Source organism: Neorhizobium sp. T6_25, assembly GCF_002968555.1.
Lineage (GTDB): Bacteria > Pseudomonadota > Alphaproteobacteria > Rhizobiales > Rhizobiaceae > Neorhizobium.
The window spans coordinates 29,996-46,926 of record NZ_PVBL01000016.1 but is presented as its reverse complement, the minus strand read 5'-3'; the positions used below and the strand labels follow the sequence as shown (position 1 = coordinate 46,926).

Annotated in this window: 14 protein-coding genes; 3 read left to right on the top strand and 11 right to left on the bottom strand. The window is 62.1% G+C overall.

Annotation, left to right across the window (positions count from 1 at the left end; all coding sequences use genetic code 11):
• Positions 1-23 precede the first annotated feature (23 nt).
• The 3 genes from rocF to C5L10_RS20520 all read left to right on the top strand — a co-directional run bounded on the left by rocF (position 24) and on the right by C5L10_RS20520 (position 3,515).
• Positions 24-953 carry an arginase gene (gene rocF / locus C5L10_RS20530; protein WP_105431163.1) on the top strand — a complete coding sequence of 310 codons (930 nt, stop codon included), beginning with the start codon at positions 24-26 and terminating at the stop codon, positions 951-953.
• Positions 954-1,248: 295 nt separating this feature from the next.
• A complete protein-coding gene (locus C5L10_RS20525) occupies positions 1,249-3,036 on the top strand; it encodes a PAS domain-containing methyl-accepting chemotaxis protein (RefSeq protein WP_105431162.1) in 1,788 nt (595 codons plus the stop codon).
• Positions 3,036-3,515, top strand: a complete 480-nt coding sequence (locus C5L10_RS20520) for a chemotaxis protein CheW (protein WP_007769363.1) — start codon at positions 3,036-3,038, stop codon at positions 3,513-3,515. The genes C5L10_RS20525 and C5L10_RS20520 overlap by 1 nt, the downstream gene beginning before the upstream one ends.
• Before the next feature lie 133 nt (positions 3,516-3,648).
• On the opposite strand, the gene C5L10_RS20515 is transcribed toward C5L10_RS20520, so the two are convergent.
• From C5L10_RS20515 to C5L10_RS20465, 11 genes are all read right to left on the bottom strand, one after another.
• Positions 3,649-4,698 (bottom strand): aldo/keto reductase, encoded by a 1,050-nt coding sequence (locus C5L10_RS20515; RefSeq protein ID WP_105431161.1) that lies wholly within the window; start codon positions 4,696-4,698, stop codon positions 3,649-3,651.
• 241 nt (positions 4,699-4,939) lie between these two features.
• Positions 4,940-6,598 carry an OFA family MFS transporter gene (locus C5L10_RS20510; RefSeq protein ID WP_105431160.1) on the bottom strand — a complete coding sequence of 553 codons (1,659 nt, stop codon included), beginning with the start codon at positions 6,596-6,598 and terminating at the stop codon, positions 4,940-4,942.
• Positions 6,599-6,670: 72 nt separating this feature from the next.
• The gene (locus C5L10_RS20505; RefSeq protein WP_105431159.1) at positions 6,671-7,030 is read right to left on the bottom strand and encodes a formate dehydrogenase subunit delta; all 360 of its coding nucleotides are present in this window, start codon (positions 7,028-7,030) and stop codon (positions 6,671-6,673) included.
• The gene (gene fdhD / locus C5L10_RS20500) at positions 7,020-7,847 is read right to left on the bottom strand and encodes a formate dehydrogenase accessory sulfurtransferase FdhD (protein ID WP_105431158.1); all 828 of its coding nucleotides are present in this window, start codon (positions 7,845-7,847) and stop codon (positions 7,020-7,022) included. Before fdhD ends, C5L10_RS20505 begins: the two co-directional genes overlap by 11 nt.
• 4 nt (positions 7,848-7,851) lie before the next feature.
• Positions 7,852-10,731 carry a formate dehydrogenase subunit alpha gene (fdhF, locus tag C5L10_RS20495; RefSeq protein ID WP_105431157.1) on the bottom strand — a complete coding sequence of 960 codons (2,880 nt, stop codon included), beginning with the start codon at positions 10,729-10,731 and terminating at the stop codon, positions 7,852-7,854.
• A gap of 4 nt (positions 10,732-10,735) precedes the next feature.
• Positions 10,736-12,292: an NADH-quinone oxidoreductase subunit NuoF gene (locus tag C5L10_RS20490; protein ID WP_105431156.1), complete on the bottom strand. Its 1,557-nt coding sequence runs from the start codon at positions 12,290-12,292 to the stop codon at positions 10,736-10,738.
• Positions 12,289-12,768, bottom strand: a complete 480-nt coding sequence (locus C5L10_RS20485; protein WP_105431155.1) for a formate dehydrogenase subunit gamma — start codon at positions 12,766-12,768, stop codon at positions 12,289-12,291. The genes C5L10_RS20490 and C5L10_RS20485 overlap by 4 nt, the downstream gene beginning before the upstream one ends.
• A gap of 183 nt (positions 12,769-12,951) precedes the next feature.
• A complete protein-coding gene (locus C5L10_RS20480; RefSeq protein ID WP_037081634.1) occupies positions 12,952-13,845 on the bottom strand; it encodes a LysR family transcriptional regulator in 894 nt (297 codons plus the stop codon).
• A 154-nt stretch (positions 13,846-13,999) separates the two neighbouring features.
• The gene (locus tag C5L10_RS20475) at positions 14,000-14,407 is read right to left on the bottom strand and encodes a F0F1 ATP synthase subunit epsilon (protein WP_105404599.1); all 408 of its coding nucleotides are present in this window, start codon (positions 14,405-14,407) and stop codon (positions 14,000-14,002) included.
• Between the two features lie 171 nt (positions 14,408-14,578).
• Positions 14,579-16,009, bottom strand: a complete 1,431-nt coding sequence (gene atpD / locus C5L10_RS20470; protein WP_038590763.1) for a F0F1 ATP synthase subunit beta — start codon at positions 16,007-16,009, stop codon at positions 14,579-14,581.
• Between the two features lie 23 nt (positions 16,010-16,032).
• The gene (locus tag C5L10_RS20465; protein ID WP_038590766.1) at positions 16,033-16,911 is read right to left on the bottom strand and encodes a F0F1 ATP synthase subunit gamma; all 879 of its coding nucleotides are present in this window, start codon (positions 16,909-16,911) and stop codon (positions 16,033-16,035) included.
• Positions 16,912-16,931 lie beyond the last annotated feature (20 nt).

Genomic DNA, 16,931 nt, shown 5'->3' with positions numbered 1-16,931 from the left:
CCTGCTTGCTCGGGAGAAAAAGCATGACCTCCAAAGACATCACATTGATCGGCGTTCCTCTGGAAGAGGGCTCCGGTCGCGGCGGCTGCGCCATGGGCCCCGCGGCCTTCAGGCTTGCCGGCATCGTCAAGGCGCTGGAGGGCCTCGGTTTCCGGGTAGTCGACAATGGCGACCTGCGCCCGGAACCGGCATCTGACCTGCCGGAGAGAAACGACGCGAAGAACCTGCCGGTCGTCGCTGCGTTCACGCGCGCGCTCGAAACCCGGACTTATGAAATGGCCAAGGCCGGTACCATTCCGGTGATCATGGGCGGCGACCACGCCCTTTCCATGGGCAGCGTGCCGGGCATGGCGCGTTACGCTTCCGAGATCGGCCGACCGCTCTTCGTTCTCTGGCTCGATGCCCATACGGATTTCAACACGCCCGAGACATCGCCCTCCGGCAACATCCATGGCATGCCGGTCGCCTTCTTTACCGGCCAGGCGGAGTTCGCGCCTATCCTCGACAGCGCCCGGCCCAAGGTCGATCCGAAAAACGTCTTTCAGATCGGCATCCGCTCCGTCGACGAGATCGAGCGGAAACTCATCGCCGATCACGGCGTCAACGTCTTCGACATGCGTGCCATCGACGAGCACGGGATCGCCGCGATCATGCGCCAGGTGATCGCGGCGGTGAATGCCGCCAATGGCCTCTTGCATGTCAGCCTCGACGTCGATTTCCTGGATCCTGACATAGCGCCGGGCGTCGGTACCACCGTGCCGGGCGGCGCGACCTTCCGCGAGGCGCACCTGATCATGGAAATGCTCCACGATACCGGGCTCGTCGCATCGCTCGATCTCGTCGAGCTCAATCCGTTCCTCGACGATCGCGGCAAGAGCGCCCGGATCATGGTGGAGCTGGCGGCAAGTCTTTTCGGCCGACGCGTTCTTGATCGTCCAACCCGCTCTGCATAATCAGCTGCACAAGTCTATATCCAAAATAAACATGAAATTATTCGCGATAAACTCCAATACAAGTCTTTATTACAGGAAATAAAGTACCTATCTACTTCTAGTTCGTAAATTTGACGATAGACAAGTGGATACGTATTTTCCACAAGTTCATGAGAATAGAACTATTGACCTTCCGTTAATGCCTCAATGCTATTTTTAGCAAGACTCAGTGTCCCGGCAGCGAGATGGCTATCTCGTTAGGCTGTTGGCAAATTGAGCCGGTTCGGGAACTTACAGACGGGGGCACGCAAGCCAGATGTCCATACTTTCACTTCCAGGCGCCGACGCGAAAGCAGTACTTGCTGCGCTAAGCAAGTCGCAGGCCATTATCGAGTTTGATCTATCCGGAAAGGTTCTCACGGCCAACGAGAACTTCTGCAAGACGCTTGGCTACACACTTTCCGAAATCGTCGGCAAGCACCACAGCATGTTTTGCGACCCGGATTACGTGAAGTCGCAAGCCTACAGGGATTTCTGGGCGAACCTCGGCAGCGGCAAATTTGATGCTGCCGCCTACAAGCGCATCGGCAAGGGCGGCCGCGAGGTCTGGATCCAGGCCTCCTACAATCCGGTGACCTCAGGCGGCAAGCCTTACAAGGTGGTCAAGTTCGCAACCGACATCACTGCGGCGAAGCTCAAATCCGCCGATGACGAAGGTAAGATCAGCGCCATCTCGCGCACCCAGGCCATCATCGAGTTCACGCCCGGTGGCGACGTCCTGACCGCCAACGAAAATTTCCTCGCCTGTGTCGGCTACCAGCTTTCGGAAATCACCGGCAGACATCACAGCATGTTCTGCGAGCCGTCGTTCCGTGACAGCGCCGAATACCCGCAATTCTGGAAGAAGCTTGCCGGCGGCGAAGCGATTGCCGCCGAGTTCAAGCGCATCGGCAAGGGCGGCAAGGCAGTCTGGATCCAGGCGTCCTACAACCCGATCTTCGACGCCGACGGCCGGGTTTTCAAGGTGGTCAAGTTTGCAACCGACATCACCGAACGTGTCCGTGCCGTAGATGACATCGCCGGCGGCCTGACATCTCTTTCGAACGGCGACCTGACGTTCCGGATCGAAGTCCCCTTCATTTCGACACTCGAACAGATCCGCCTCGATTTCAACGAAGCCATCGGAAAGCTGGCCGGGGCCATGCGCACCGTCGGCGAGAACGCCGAGGGGATTGCGGGAGGCTCCAACGAGATCCGCCAGGCTTCCGACAGCCTTGCCAAACGCACCGAGCAGCAGGCAGCGGCAGTCGAGGAGACCGCCGCGGCGCTTGAAGAAATCAGCCGCACCGTCATCGACAGCGCCAAGCGCGCGGAAGAAGCCGGCGGCCTGGTCTCGCATGCGAAAAAAAGCGCCGAACATTCCGGCGCCGTGGTCCGCAACGCGGTCAACGCGATGGGCCAGATCGAGACGTCGTCCCGGGAAATCTCCAATATCATCGGCGTGATCGACGAGATCGCCTTCCAGACGAACCTGCTGGCGCTGAATGCGGGTGTCGAGGCGGCACGCGCCGGCGAAGCGGGCAAGGGCTTTGCCGTCGTCGCCCAGGAAGTCCGCGAACTGGCGCAACGTTCCGCCAGTGCGGCCAAGGAAATCAAGACGCTGATCTCGACCTCCTCCGAACAGGTCAAGCGTGGCGTCGCGCTCGTCGGCGAAACCGGCAAGGCGCTCGATGAGATCATGTCCCAGGTGGACGAGATCAACGGCAATGTCGCAGCGATCGTCGAGGCTGCCCGCGAACAGTCCACGGGCATCAAGGAGATCAGCAAGGCGGTGAACTCGATGGACCAGAACACGCAGCAGAATGCTGCGATGGTCGAGGAAACAAGCGCCGCCAGCCACAACCTGGCACGCGAAGCCGAAACACTGCGCGATCTCCTGTCACGATTTAGATTTGCGCAACATTCTTCGCATAAGATTGCAATAGCGCGACCTGATGCACGACCCGTTGCATCGCCGGCACGCAAACTCATGGCAACGGTCGCGCGGACCACAACAGGTGCCGCCGCTGCCGCTCAGGCAACGGATAGTTGGGAAGAATTCTGATGGCTACGACGATCAACTCCACAAGCTACAGCGGCGAAACGCTGGAAATCATCGCCTTCCGTCTTCATGACCAGGAGTTCTGCGTCAAGACGACGACGATCCGCGAAATCCGCGGATGGGCGCCTTCGACGCCGATCCCGCACGCTCCGGCCGATGTCATCGGCGTCATGAACCTTCGCGGTTCGGTAATTCCGATCATCGACCTTGCCTACAAGCTCGGAATGAAGAGCACGGTTGCCAACGAGCGCAGCGCCATTGTCGTTGCCGAAGTCCACAACATGGTCATCGGCATGCTCGTCGACCGTGTCTCGGACATTCTGACGATCCCCTCGAGCCAGGTTCAGCCGGTTCCGGAAATCTCCGCCTCCTTCGACAAGTCGTTCTCCGAAGGCATCATCGCCAACGAGAATGGCATGATCTGCTTCCTGAACCTCGCCAAGATGTTCAAGGGCACCGAAGCCGAAGATCTGGCTGCCTGATTTGCGATAGCGCAGGCCAAGGAAAGGCCTGCGCATCCGACCTCAAGGCCAAGGCGGTTGGCTGGAAAGACCACTAAGCCGCTATTCGATTATGGAGCCCGCAGCGTTGAGCCGCCGCGGGCTTTTTTCATGACTATTCCTTCGGCTCGAACGGAGCCGGACGGCGCCCGGCACCCTGGCGGGCCAGCATCCAGCCCGGATATTCCGGAGCAAGCGCGCTGACCTCGTCGAGCTTTGTCATGTCCTCCGTGTCGAGCTTCAGCTTCACGGCCTTCAGATTTTCTTCGAGCTGCTCCAGCCGCTTGGCGCCGATGATGACGCTCGTCACGAACGGCTTGGCCAGGATATAGGCCAGCGCCACTTCCGCGACGCTCGCACCCTGCCTGGCGCCGACCTCGCGCATGGCCGCGACGCAGGCCCAGGCACGATCCTTGTCGACCGGCGGGAAATCGAAGTTGGCGCGGCGGCCTTCCCCGTTGCCCGGAGCGCCCGGACCGTATTTGCCGGAAAGCAGCCCGCCGGCGAGCGGCGACCAGACCATCAGGCCGAGCTTCTCTTCCTGCATTAGCGGCACGATATCCCGCTCCAGGTCGCGCCCGGCGATCGAATAATGGGCCTGCACCGTCTCGAAACGGGCATAACCCTTGCGTTCGGAAATGCCGAGCGCCTTCGCCATCCGCCAAGCAGCCCAGTTGGAGAGCCCGATGTAGCGCACGAGGCCGCGCGATACGAGATCGTCGAGCGCCCGCAGCGTCTCGTCGATCGGGGTCACCGTATCGGTGCCATGCACCTGATAGAGATCGATATGGTCCATCTGCAGCCGTTCGAGGCTCTGCTCGACCGAATCCATGATGTGGCCGCGGGAGGCGCCGCGGTCGTTCGGCTTGTCGCCCATCTGGCCATAAAATTTCGTGGCGATAACCACGTCCTTGCGCGGCACGCCGAGATTCTTGATCGCCTGGCCGAGGATGTGCTCGGATCTACCCTCGGAATAGACATTGGCGGTATCTATGAAATTGACACCCGCGGCGAGCGAACGCTCGACGATCTTGTCGGCGGCGTCCTGATCGAGACCGGCGACGGCACTCCAGACGGCGCCCGTCTGGTTCTCGCCGAAGGTCATCGTGCCGAGGCAGAGTTCGGAGACGAAAAGACCGGTATTGCCCAATTGATTGTAGCGCATGGAGAGCTCCCGTGTGCACTGAAGATATGAAGCGATATAAGCAGTCGTTCGGAGCCGGATCGGGCACGCGGGCGCGTGCGTCCCGCAAGAGAAAGCGGCTTCGGGCTCCGCAACGCAATCTAGTCCGGAATCCCGCGACGTCAATCGGAGCCGCCTCCGTTTTTGTCCTCACATTTCCGTGCGAGACAAAAATAAAGGGCGGCACAGGCCGCCCTCCCTTGGTCATTCCTGTCGACGAATGTCAGCCGAACAGAACCAGACTGCTCCGCAGCGTCACCCAGACGCCCCAGAGAAGCGGGATGCCGACCACGGCCCAGGCGACCGCCGCCTTGGCGTCGAGACCGCCCGTGCCGATGCCGAAGGACCCCGTCGGACCGGCATTCGCGGCGGCTGTCTTTGCCTGCAGCGAAGTGACTTCCTGGTCCGACATGAACCATTTGTCGGCAAGCGGACGCACCAGCGAGTTGGCGATCAGACCCAGCACCAGCATGCCGGCGAGGATGTACATCGTGCCGGTATAGAGCGCCGGCCCGGCCGGCACGCCGGCGGTGAGCTGCGCTTCGCGGATATAGTTGACCACGACGGGACCGAGAATGCCGGCCGTCGCCCAGGCCGTCAGAAGACGACCGTGAATCGCACCGACGAACTGGGTGCCGAAGATATCCGCGAGATAGGCAGGGATGGTCGCAAAACCACCGCCATACATGGACAGGATGATGCCGAAGGCGAGCACGAAGAGCGCCTTGTTGTCCATGTCGGCAAACGTCGGAGCGAGTGCGTAGAGCACGATGCCGAGCACGAAGAACGTATAGTATGTGTTCTTGCGGCCGATCTTGTCGGAGAGCGACGCCCAGAAGAAGCGCCCGCCGATATTGAAGAGCGACAGGAGACCCGCAAAACCGGCGGCGATCGTGGCGATCTGTCCCTTCTGGCCCGCATCGAGCTGCGAGAAGGTCAGGTTCGGCAGGCCGATCAGCGATCCGGCGAAGATTTCCTGCAGCATCGGCGAGGCCATGCCGATAACCCCGATGCCAGCCGAAACGTTCAGGCAAAGCACCGCCCAGATCAGCCAGAACTGCTTGGTCTTGTGGGCATCGCGCAGGTGGACGTGCTTGGTGGTGATCATCGTCGTCTTGGAAACCGGAGGTGTCCAGCCTTCCGGACGCCAGCCGGCCGGCGGGATGCGGTAACCGAAGGCGCCGCCCATCATGAAGCCGAAATAGATCACCGCCATGCAGATGAAGGTCTGCCACACGCCGACCGAAGCATCGGTCTTGAAATAGTTCATCAGGAGGTTGGCGAGCGGGGCACCGATCATCGCACCGCCGCCGAAGCCCATGATGGCCATGCCCGTCGCCATGCCGCGGCGGTCGGGGAACCACTTGATCAGCGTCGACACCGGCGAAATATAGCCTAGACCGAGGCCGACGCCACCGATCACGCCGGCGCCGATCCACATCAGCCACAGCTGATGGGTCATGACGCCGATCGCCGCGACGATAATGCCGCCGCACCAGCAGCAGGCCGAGACGAAACCGGCCTTGCGCGGGCCGACCCGTTCCAGCCAGCCACCCCAGATCGCCGCCGAGCAACCAAGCAGTACGAAAAACAACGTATAGATCCAGCCGAGATCCGCGACACGCCAGTTGCAGCTTGTCGTGAACAGGGCCGAGATGAGGTTGAGGCTGGTGCAGGACGGGTCCTGCGTGGTACCCAAGGCGCGGGACAGCGGCAGCCAGAAGACGCTGAAGCCGTAAGCCATGCCGATGCAAAGATGAATGGCCAAAGCTGCCGGCGGCACGAGCCAGCGATTGAAACCTGGTTTTGCGATAATACGTTCCCTGTCGAGGAGCCCGACATTGCCTGTCAGGCCCTCGTCCGTCGTTCCTGCAATTGCCATTTAAAATATCCTCCCTCGGATGATGGCTAGGCTCTATTCCTCCTCCGGCCCCTCACTGCCGGATGGATGAATTCATGCGGCGCTTTCCGGAACGCTCGGTTCGGACAGCGATTCTCCTTCGGCGGGACCTTTGCCGCCCGGCGCGCCCTGCCTCGCATCCTCGCCCACACCAACGCCCGATCCGACCTTCGCCTCCGGCCGGCGGATCAGCGTCGAGGCCTCGACGACGAGCGGCAGCAGCCCCGCCCCACCATTGTCGAGATGCTCGAAAAGGTGCCGGCGCATGCGGGGCTCCCAGAACTTGTTGATATGCGTCGCGACGCCCTCGGCGCGCACCTTTTCCGGCTGAGATAGGAAGAAAGTGGCGATCTGGTTGGCCATCCGGACCAGTTTGTCGAGCACAAGTTGCTCGGGGCTTTGGTCATGCGACATCGGCGACAACTCCAGTGGTTATGCGATCGGTACGCGTAAAGATTTCGAAATCCTCGCCGCGGGTCAGCGCGATCAAGGTCATGCCCGCCGTCTCCGCCGTCCGGATGGCAAGTGCTGTCGGCGCGGAAATGGCGATTAGCACTGAACTTCCGAGGATCGCCGTCTTCTGCACCATCTCGACGGAGATGCGGCTGGTGACGACCACGACGCCGGCCGAACCCCTGATACCCTTGCGGGTGACTGCTCCGGCGAGCTTGTCGAGCGCATTGTGGCGGCCGACATCCTCGCGGACCGCAACCAGCCCCCTGCCCGGCACGACGAAGCCGGCGCCGTGAACCGCATGGGTTTGCCGATGCAGCGGCTGCGCGCTGTTGAGCGCCGCGACGGCTTCACTCACTTCTTTGGCGCTGAGAGCCATCGTCACCGCGGAAACATCCGGCACCGGGCGCATGGCCTGCTCGATCGATTCGATACCGCAAAGCCCACAGCCGACCGGCCCCGCCATATGCCGCCGGCGGGCGCGCAGCGCATCTTCCTTATCTTCGAGAAGCGTCACCTGAACATCGAGGCCGGCACCTTCCTCGACGACGGTTATGCTCTCGATCTCCGCCATCGATGCGATGATGCCTTCCGTCAGGCTGAAACCGACCGCGAAATCCTCGAGATCGGCAGGCGTGCCCATCATCACAGCATGGGTTGATCCGCCATAGGAAAAGGCAATCGGCACCTCCTCCGGCACCACCCGCGAGCCGGCGCGGGTCACGCCGTTGCGGCGCGCGATCTCGGGGGCTGCGGCGGTGGTTTTGAAGAAGGTCATGCGATTATTCCGCAGCCTCCAGCTTCCCCGCAATCCGCCGGGACCGCCGCGACAGCTCGTCATAGTCGCTCTGCCACTCGGTCGGGCCGTTGGAGGGCGACACCTGCACCGCCGTCACCTTGTATTCCGGGCAATTGGTCGCCCAGTCGGAGAAGTCGGTGGTGATCACGTTTGCCTGCGTGTTCGGGTGGTGGAAGGTCGTATAGACCACGCCCGGCGCGACGCGATCGGTGATCAGCGCCCTGAGCGTCGTATCGCCCGAGCGGCTGGCGAGCTTGATCCAGTCGCCTTCCTTGATGCCGCGCTGTTCGGCATCGTGCGGATGGATCTCCAGCCGGTCTTCCGCATGCCAGGTGACATTTTCAGTACGGCGCGTCTGGGCGCCGACATTATACTGGGAAAGGATGCGACCGGTGGTGAGCAGCAGCGGGAACCGCGGGCCGGTGCGTTCGTCGGTCGCGACATATTCGGTGCGGATGAACTTGCCCTTGCCACGCACGAAACCGTCGACATGCATGATCGGCGAACCGGCCGGGTGCGCCTCGTTGCACGGCCACTGAACCGAGCCCATCTTGTCGAGATAGTCGTAGGAAACCAGCGCGAAGCTCGGCGTCGACACGGCGATCTCGTCCATGATCTGAGACGGATGCGCATAGTTCCAGGCAAGCCCCATCGCCTGGGCGAGCTTCTGGGTAACTTCCCAGTCGGCATAACCGTTCTTCGGGCTCATCACCTTGCGGACGCGGTTGATGCGGCGCTCGGCATTGGTGAACGTGCCGTCCTTTTCGAGGAAGGTCGAACCCGGCAGGAAGACATGCGCGTAATTGGCCGTCTCGTTCAGGAAGAGATCATGGACGACGACGCATTCCATCGCGGCAAGGCCTGCCGAGACGTGTTTGGTGTCCGGGTCGGATTGCAGGATGTCCTCGCCCTGGATGTAGATGCCCTTGAACGTGCCCTCGACGGCCGCATCCAGCATGTTCGGAATGCGCAGGCCCGGTTCGTTGTTGAGCGTCACGCCCCAGAGCTTTTCGAACGTGTCGCGGGTCGCATCGTCCGAGATGTGGCGATAGCCCGGCAGTTCGTGCGGGAACGACCCCATGTCGCAGGCGCCCTGGACATTGTTCTGGCCGCGCAGCGGATTGACGCCCACACCCGGACGGCCGAGATTGCCAGTCACCATCGCAAGGTTGGCGATCGCCATGACGGTTGTCGAACCCTGGCTGTGCTCGGTGACGCCGAGACCGTAATAGATCGCCCCGTTGCCGCCCTTGGCGTAAAGCCGGGCCGCGCCGCGCACGAGATCCGCCGGCACGCCGGTATATTTCTCGGTCGCCTCAGGGCTGTGTGCGTCTTCCGAAACGAAACCGGCCCAGTCCTCGAACTCGGACCAGTCGCAGCGCTCGCGGATGAACTTTTCGTCAAACAGGCCTTCGGTGACGATGACATGCGCAAGCGCCGTCAGCACGGCGACATTGGTGCCCGGCTGCAGCGGCAGGTGATAATCGGCCTCCACATGCGGCGTGCGTACCAGATCGATGCGGCGCGGATCGATGACGATCAGTTTGGCACCCTGGCGCAAGCGCTTCTTCAGGCGCGAACCGAACACCGGATGGCCGTCGGTCGGGTTGGCGCCGATGACGATGACGACATCCGTATGCTCGACCGAGTCGAAATTCTGGGTGCCGGCCGAAGTGCCGAAGGCCTGGCCGAGGCCGTAACCGGTCGGCGAGTGGCAGACGCGGGCGCAGGTATCGACATTGTTGTTGCCGAAACCGGCGCGGATCAGCTTCTGGACGAGGAAGGTTTCTTCGTTGGTGCAGCGCGACGAGGTGATGCCGCCGATCGATTCCCGGCCGTACTGATACTGGATGCGGCGGAACTCGGAAGCAACGTACGAAAAGGCTTCTTCCCAGGTCACCTCCCGCCACGGATCCGAGATCTTCTCACGGATCATCGGGTTGAGGATGCGGTCCTTATGGGTCGCATAACCATAGGCAAAGCGGCCCTTGACGCAGGAATGGCCACGGTTCGCCTGCCCGTCCTTCCATGGCACCATGCGGACAAGCTCTTCGCCGCGCATTTCCGCCTTGAAGGAGCAGCCGACGCCGCAATAGGCGCAGGTGGTGACTTCCGAATGTTCCGGCTGGCCGATCGCGATCACCGACTTTTCGGTGAGCGTCGCCGTCGGGCAGGCTTGCACGCAGGCGCCGCAGGAAACGCATTCGGAATCGAGGAAAAGTTCGTGGGCACCGGGCGAGACCCGGCTGCCGAAGCCACGGCCCTCGATCGTCAGCGCGAACGTGCCCTGCACTTCCTCGCAGGCGCGGACGCAGCGCGAGCAGACGATGCATTTCGACGGGTCGTAGGTGAAATAGGGGTTCGACTCGTCCTTCGGCATCCACTTGGCGTTGATCGCACCGTCGTTGCGAGCCTTGACGTGATTGTCGCCCTCGTATCCGTAACGCACGTCGCGAAGGCCTACTGCGCCGGCCATGTCCTGCAATTCGCAGTCACCGTTGGCGGCGCAGGTGAGACAGTCGAGCGGGTGGTCGGAGATATAGAGCTCCATCACGCCGCGGCGGATGTCCTTCAGCCGGCCGGTCTGCGTGTGCACGACCATGCCCGGCATGACCGGCGTGGTGCACGAGGCCGGCGTTCCATTGCGGCCCTCGATCTCCACGAGACAGAGGCGGCAGGAGCCGAAGGCATCGACCATGTCGGTGGCGCAGAGTTTCGGAACCTTAATTCCGGCCTCCATCGAGGCGCGCATGATCGAGGTGCCCTCCGGCACGGTGATGGCGCGGCCGTCGATGGTGAGCGTCACCCGGGCTTCGGATTGGGAAGCCGGCGTGCCGTAGTCGATTTCATGAACGAGGGACATGATGTTACTCCGCCGCTTCGATAAGGGGTGCCGGAGAGAAGTCCTCCGGAAAGTGGTTCATCGCGCTCATCACCGGATAGGGCGTAAACCCGCCGAGCGCGCAGAGGGAGCCGAACTTCATCGTGTTGCAGAGGTCGGCGAGCAGCGCCTTGTTCTTTTCCGGCTCGATGCCCTGAGCGATCTTGTCGGCCGTCTCGACGCCGCGGGTCGAACCGATGCGGCAAGGCGTGCACTTGCCGCAGCTCTCGATGGCACAGAATTCCATCGCGAACCGCGCCTGCTTCAGCATGTCGGCACTGTCGTCGAACACGGTGATGCCGGCATGGCCGATCAGACCGTCCCGGGCCGCGAAGGCTTCGTAGTCGAACGGGGTATCGAACAGCGAGCGCGGGAAATAGGCGCCGAGCGGCCCGCCCACCTGCACCGCCTTGATAGGCCGCCCGGTCGCCGTGCCGCCGCCGATCTGGTCGACGATATCCCCGAGCGACAGGCCGAAGGCCGTCTCGTAGAGGCCGCCGTATTTGACGTTGCCAGCGATCTGGATCGGGATCGTGCCACGCGACCGGCCCATGCCGAAATCGCGATAAAAGGCGGCGCCGCGATCCATGATAACCGGCACGGATGCAAGCGAGATGACGTTGTTGACCACGGTCGGACGGCCGAGGAACCCTTGCAGCGCCGGCAGCGGCGGCTTGGCGCGCACGATGCCGCGCTTGCCTTCGAGCGAATTCAGCAGCGAGGTCTCCTCGCCGCAGACATAGGCACCGGCACCGGAACGGATTTCCATGTCGAAGGCAAACGCTGAGCCCATCACCGACGGCCCGAGTATGCCGGCGGCGCGGGCGATCTCGACGGCTTCCGTCATCGTCGCGATGGCGTGCGGATATTCCGAGCGGGTATAGACATAACCCTTGGTGGCGCCCGTCGCGATGCCAGCGATGATCATGCCTTCGATCAGGACGAAGGGATCGCCCTCCATGATCATCCGGTCTGCGAAGGTGGCGCTGTCGCCCTCATCCGCATTGCAGACGATGTACTTCTGCGGTCCCGCCGCATCCATCACCGTTTTCCACTTGATCCCGGTCGGGAAGCCGGCGCCGCCGCGGCCGCGAAGGCCACTGTCGGTGACCTGGGCGACGATCTCGGCCCGGCTCATGGCGATCGCGTTCTCAAGACCCTTCAGACCCTGATGGTGGCGATAGTCGTCGAGCGACAGCGGATCTGTGACGCCGCAACGGGAGAAGGTCAGCCGCGTCTGCTGGCGCAGGAATGGAATGTCCTCGGTCGGCCCGAGATGCAAAGCATGCTGTCCACCGTCCAGGAAGCCGGCATCGAACAATCCCTTCACGTCGCCCGCCTTGATCGGCCCATAGGCGATGCGTCCCTGCTCGGTACTCACCTCAACCAGCGGCTCCAGCCACAACATGCCGCGCGAGCCGTTGCGCACGACTTTCGCCTCGAGCCCGCGGGCCGCGATCTCCTGGGCAATCGCCTTCGCCACCTTTTCGGCCCCGAGAGCCAGCGCTGCGGCATCGCGCGGAACGAAAATCGTCACCGTCATCGGCTTAGCCCCGCAACGATTTCGGAAAGACAGTGTTCGTCGACGCGGCCAAAAACTTCGCCGTCGAGCATGGCGGCAGGGGCGCAGGCACAGAGCCCGAGACAGTAGACCGGTTCCAGCGTCACCGCGCCGTCGAGCGTCGTCTGGTGGAAGTCGATCCCGAGAAGCTGCCGGGCGCGATCCGCAATGCGGTCGCTGCCCATCGACTGGCAGGCTTCGGCGCGACAGAGTTTCAGCACATGCCGGCCGGCCGGATGGTCGCGGAATTCGTGATAGAAGGTGACGACGCCATGCACTTCGGCGCGCGACAGGTTGAGTTCGCTGGCGATAACCGGCTTCACCTCCTCCGGCACATAACCGAACTCCGCCTGGATCGCATGCAGGATCGGCAGCATCGGCCCTTCCAGATGCTTCAGATCCCTGATGATCTGAAGCGACCGCTCGGTGAGCTCACCGGCGGAAATTCGCATATTCATAGTCTGTAGCCTCCCAGCTGATCCGTTTCCGTTTTCGGGGCATCGAAGCCGCTACGGCCGTATTGGGATCAGAAAGCCGACGAAGTTGTCCGACAGTCGTACTTCGCCTACTGGGAATGGAATGTCGCAACCAGTGTCGCAACCGTCAATAAAGGAGATCGGTTACGCGATAGAAAAAAGCTATCAAGCCATGGCAGCGGGAGTGAGGCTGCGAGCCTCGTGCAGCAGGGCCGACACCAGCGGCGTAAACGGCTCGCGGTGTGTCGCAACAAGCCCGACGATATGTGTGGCTTCCGGATCAACGATCGGGATCGTCCTGATTTCTTTTGTAAAGCCGAATGAACGCGCCACGTTGCGCGGCATGATGCTCGCCCAGCGCCCGGTCCCCACATGCGAGAGAAGCACCACCATGGAGTTCGATTCGAGCATCGGCTTCACCGTCACCCCCGCTTCCGCGAGGTGCTGGTTGATGATCCGGCGGTTCTGCATGTCCGGCGTCAATAGACAGAGCCTAAGATCGGCCATCTCTTTCCAGGTAACGCTTTCCCGGTCCGCATAGGGCGCCCCTTCGGCGGTCACCAGATTGTAGCGCTCCGCATAAAGCGGCACGCTCGTCACCCGCCCCAGCGGCTCGTTGTCGAGATAGGTAATGCCCGCGTCGATTTCGAAATTGTCGAGCTGCGAAAGCACCTGCAGCGAATTGCGCGAGACGACGGAAAACGTGACCTCCGGATGCTTGGCCTGGAAGGGTTCCGTCAATCTGGGGATCATCGCCAGTGCCGTCGGGATCGACGCCAGTCTTATATGGCCGACAAGACCCTTGCGGGCGGCACGCATCTCCTCGCGCATGGTGCGCGCGTCGCCGACGATCCGTTTTGCCCACTCCAGCACGCGCTGGCCCTCCGGCGTCAGGCCCTGATAGCGTGAGCCGCGCACCACCAGCTGCACGCCGAGGCTCTCCTCGAGCTGGCGGATGGCGGCCGAAAGCGATGGCTGCGAGATGCCGCATTCCTCCGCCGCCCGGCCGAAATGGCTCTCGCGCGCCAGGGCAATGAAAAATTCCAGCTTGTCGATCATCGCGTTCCTCCGCCGACAAGGGCTAACAAGATGGCGCGGGACATACAAGCAGTCATCCGGTTACGACGATAGCCGCGACGGGGAGCCGATCACCGCCCAAAGAAAAAGGCGGCCTTTCGGACCGCCTCGCTCTTTCGCAGAGAATTTTGGAAAATCAGGCCGGATTGACGACGCCGTTGAGATGGGTCAATTCCGCCAGGAACTGCTCGAGCTTGGTCTTGTGCTCGTCGTTCTGCGCATGGTTGATCTCGGACTGCGTCGTCTCGATCCGCTTCTGCAGCGTCGCGTGGGTCAGCTCGCTCGCCGGAACCGCAGATTCGGCAAGCAGCGTGCAGCCGGTCGGCAGGATGTCGGCAAAACCGCCGAACACGACGTATTTGGTGACCTGGCCCGAGGCAAGCTTCACCGAAACCACACCCGGCTTGATGGTCGTCATCGTCGGCGCGTGATTGGCAAGCACCGTCATTTCGCCAAGCGTCGCCGGAATCACCACTTCGGTGACCTTTTCCGAGACGAGCAGGCGCTCGGGCGAAACCAGTTCAAAGTTGAAAGCCTCGGCCATGAAGGTCCACTTCCTCAAAGCAATTCCAGCAAAAGTGCAGAGCGGTTTTGCGTCCGGGATTGCGAAAAACTAAATCACCAGGGCATCGAGGCAATTCCTTGCCGAGAAGCCCGCGTGTTTTATGCGGGAAAGGCGCGCCGGAGAAGTTCCCGCGCGCCATCTCGTTCAGGATCAGGCGGCTTCGGCCAGCTTCTTGGCCTTTTCGACGGCTTCTTCGATCGAGCCGACCATGTAGAAGGCAGCTTCCGGAAGATGGTCGTAGTCGCCGTTGACGAGGCCCTTGAAGCCCTTGATCGTGTCTTCGAGTGCGACCAGCTTGCCCGGCGAACCGGTGAAGACTTCGGCGACGAAGAACGGCTGGGACAGGAAGCGCTCGATCTTGCGGGCGCGCTGGACGGTCATCTTGTCCTCTTCGGACAGTTCGTCCATGCCGAGGATGGCGATGATGTCCTGCAGCGACTTGTAGCGCTGCAGGGTCGTCTGCACCTTGCGGGCGATATCATAGTGCTCTTCGCCGACGACCAGCGGGTCGAGCATGCGCGAGGTGGAGTCGAGCGGGTCGACGGCCGGGTAGATGCCCTTTTCGGCGATCGAACGCGACAGAACGGTCGTTGCGTCCAAGTGGGCGAACGAGGTTGCCGGCGCCGGGTCGGTCAAGTCGTCGGCGGGAACGTAGATGGCCTGAACCGAGGTGATCGAGCCCTTGGTCGTGGTGGTGATGCGTTCCTGCATCTGGCCCATGTCGGTGGCGAGCGTCGGCTGATAGCCCACGGCCGAAGGGATGCGGCCGAGCAGAGCCGACACTTCCGAACCTGCCTGGGTAAAGCGGAAGATGTTGTCGACGAAGAACAGAACGTCCTGGCCCTTGTCGCGGAAATCTTCAGCGATGGTCAGACCGGTCAGAGCCACGCGAGCGCGGGCGCCCGGCGGTTCGTTCATCTGGCCATAGACGAGCGCGGCCTTGGAGCCTTCGCCGCCGCCATGCTTGTTGACGCCCGATTCGATCATTTCGTGGTAAAGGTCGTTGCCTTCGCGGGTACGCTCACCGACGCCTGCGAACACGGAGTAACCGCCGTGTGCCTTTGCGACGTTGTTGATGAGTTCCATGATCAGAACCGTCTTGCCGACGCCTGCACCGCCGAAGAGGCCGATCTTGCCGCCCTTTGCGTAAGGCGCGAGAAGGTCGACGACCTTGATGCCGGTGACCAGGATCTGGCCTTCGGTCGACTGATCGACGTAGGAAGGCGCTTCCTGGTGGATGGCGCGCTTGCCGGAGGTGACCAGCGGACCGGCTTCGTCCACCGGCTCGCCGATGACGTTCATGATGCGGCCGAGCGTTTCCGGACCGACCGGAACGGTGATCGGGGCGCCGGTATCCGTGACGTGCTGACCACGAACCAGACCTTCGGTCGAGTCCATTGCGATGGTGCGGACGGCGCTTTCGCCGAGGTGCTGCGCGACTTCGAGAACGAGGCGGTTGCCGTTGTTGTCGGTTTCAAGCGCGTTCAGGATCGCCGGCAGTTCGCCGTCGAAAGTGACGTCGACGACAGCGCCGATAACCTGGGTCACCTTGCCGAGGGACGTGCCCGTTGCGGTAGCCATGATTCTTACCCTCTTTCTTTACCTCAGAGCGCTTCCGCGCCCGAAATGATTTCGATAAGTTCCTTGGTGATCTGTGCCTGGCGCTGACGGTTGTAGGAGAGCGTCAGCTTGTTGATCATGTCACCGGCATTGCGCGTCGCGTTGTCCATTGCGGACATCTGCGCGCCATAGAAGGAAGCGTTGTTTTCGAGCAGAGCCCGGAAGATCTGGACTGCGACGTTCTTCGGCAGCAGGTCTTCGAGGATTTCCTCTTCGCTCGGCTCGTATTCGTAGAGCGCCGAGGAGGCATCCGCAGCCTGCGTCGCATCGAACTTGGCCGGGATGATCTGCGAGGCGGTCGCCACCTGCGAGATCACCGACTGGAAGCGTGCGTAGAACAGCGTCGCGATGTCGAATTCGCCGGCATTGTAGAGCGCGAGCACCTTGTGTGCCACCTCGTCGGCCTGGGCGAAACCGAGCTGCTTGATTTCGCGGAACGTCACGTAGTCGACGATGTTGTCCTTGAACGTGCGGCGCAGGATGTCGTTGCCCTTGCGGCCGACGGTGATGATCTTCACCGTCTTGCCCTGGGCAAGCAGCTTCAGCGCGTGATCGCGGGCGAGACGGATGATCGAGGAGTTGAAGCCCCCGGCCAGACCGCGTTCGCCGGTCGCGACGATCAGCAGATGAACCTGATCCTTACCCGTGCCCGAAAGCAGCAGCGGCGCTTCCGCATTGCCGGCATTGGCGGCCGAAAGGCCGGCCAGCACCTTGGTCATGCGTTCCGCGTAGGGACGAGCGGCCTCGGCCGCCTCCTGAGCACGGCGCAGCTTCGCCGCGGCGACCATTTTCATCGCCTTGGTGATCTTCTGCGTCGCCTTGACGGAGGCGATCCGGTTTTTCAGATCCTTAAGTGAAGGCATCCGTTATCGGTCCTCGAGCT

Excerpts from the sequence above, each read along its gene's own strand:
- C5L10_RS20525 (WP_105431162.1), top strand. The coding sequence starts at position 1,249 with ATGTCCATACTTTCACTTCCAGGCGCCGACGCGAAAGCAGTACTTGCT.
- C5L10_RS20480 (WP_037081634.1), bottom strand. The coding sequence starts at position 13,845 with ATGATCGACAAGCTGGAATTTTTCATTGCCCTGGCGCGCGAGAGCCAT.
- C5L10_RS20505 (WP_105431159.1), bottom strand. The coding sequence starts at position 7,030 with ATGTCGCATGACCAAAGCCCCGAGCAACTTGTGCTCGACAAACTGGTC.
- C5L10_RS20515 (WP_105431161.1), bottom strand. The coding sequence starts at position 4,698 with ATGCGCTACAATCAATTGGGCAATACCGGTCTTTTCGTCTCCGAACTC.
- C5L10_RS20510 (WP_105431160.1), bottom strand. The coding sequence starts at position 6,598 with ATGGCAATTGCAGGAACGACGGACGAGGGCCTGACAGGCAATGTCGGG.
- C5L10_RS20520 (WP_007769363.1), top strand. The coding sequence starts at position 3,036 with ATGGCTACGACGATCAACTCCACAAGCTACAGCGGCGAAACGCTGGAA.
- C5L10_RS20475 (WP_105404599.1), bottom strand. The coding sequence starts at position 14,407 with ATGGCCGAGGCTTTCAACTTTGAACTGGTTTCGCCCGAGCGCCTGCTC.
- C5L10_RS20485 (WP_105431155.1), bottom strand. The coding sequence starts at position 12,768 with ATGAATATGCGAATTTCCGCCGGTGAGCTCACCGAGCGGTCGCTTCAG.
- C5L10_RS20490 (WP_105431156.1), bottom strand. The coding sequence starts at position 12,292 with ATGACGGTGACGATTTTCGTTCCGCGCGATGCCGCAGCGCTGGCTCTC.
- C5L10_RS20465 (WP_038590766.1), bottom strand. The coding sequence starts at position 16,911 with ATGCCTTCACTTAAGGATCTGAAAAACCGGATCGCCTCCGTCAAGGCG.
- fdhD (WP_105431158.1), bottom strand. The coding sequence starts at position 7,847 with ATGACCTTCTTCAAAACCACCGCCGCAGCCCCCGAGATCGCGCGCCGC.
- rocF (WP_105431163.1), top strand. The coding sequence starts at position 24 with ATGACCTCCAAAGACATCACATTGATCGGCGTTCCTCTGGAAGAGGGC.
- fdhF (WP_105431157.1), bottom strand. The coding sequence starts at position 10,731 with ATGTCCCTCGTTCATGAAATCGACTACGGCACGCCGGCTTCCCAATCC.
- atpD (WP_038590763.1), bottom strand. The coding sequence starts at position 16,009 with ATGGCTACCGCAACGGGCACGTCCCTCGGCAAGGTGACCCAGGTTATC.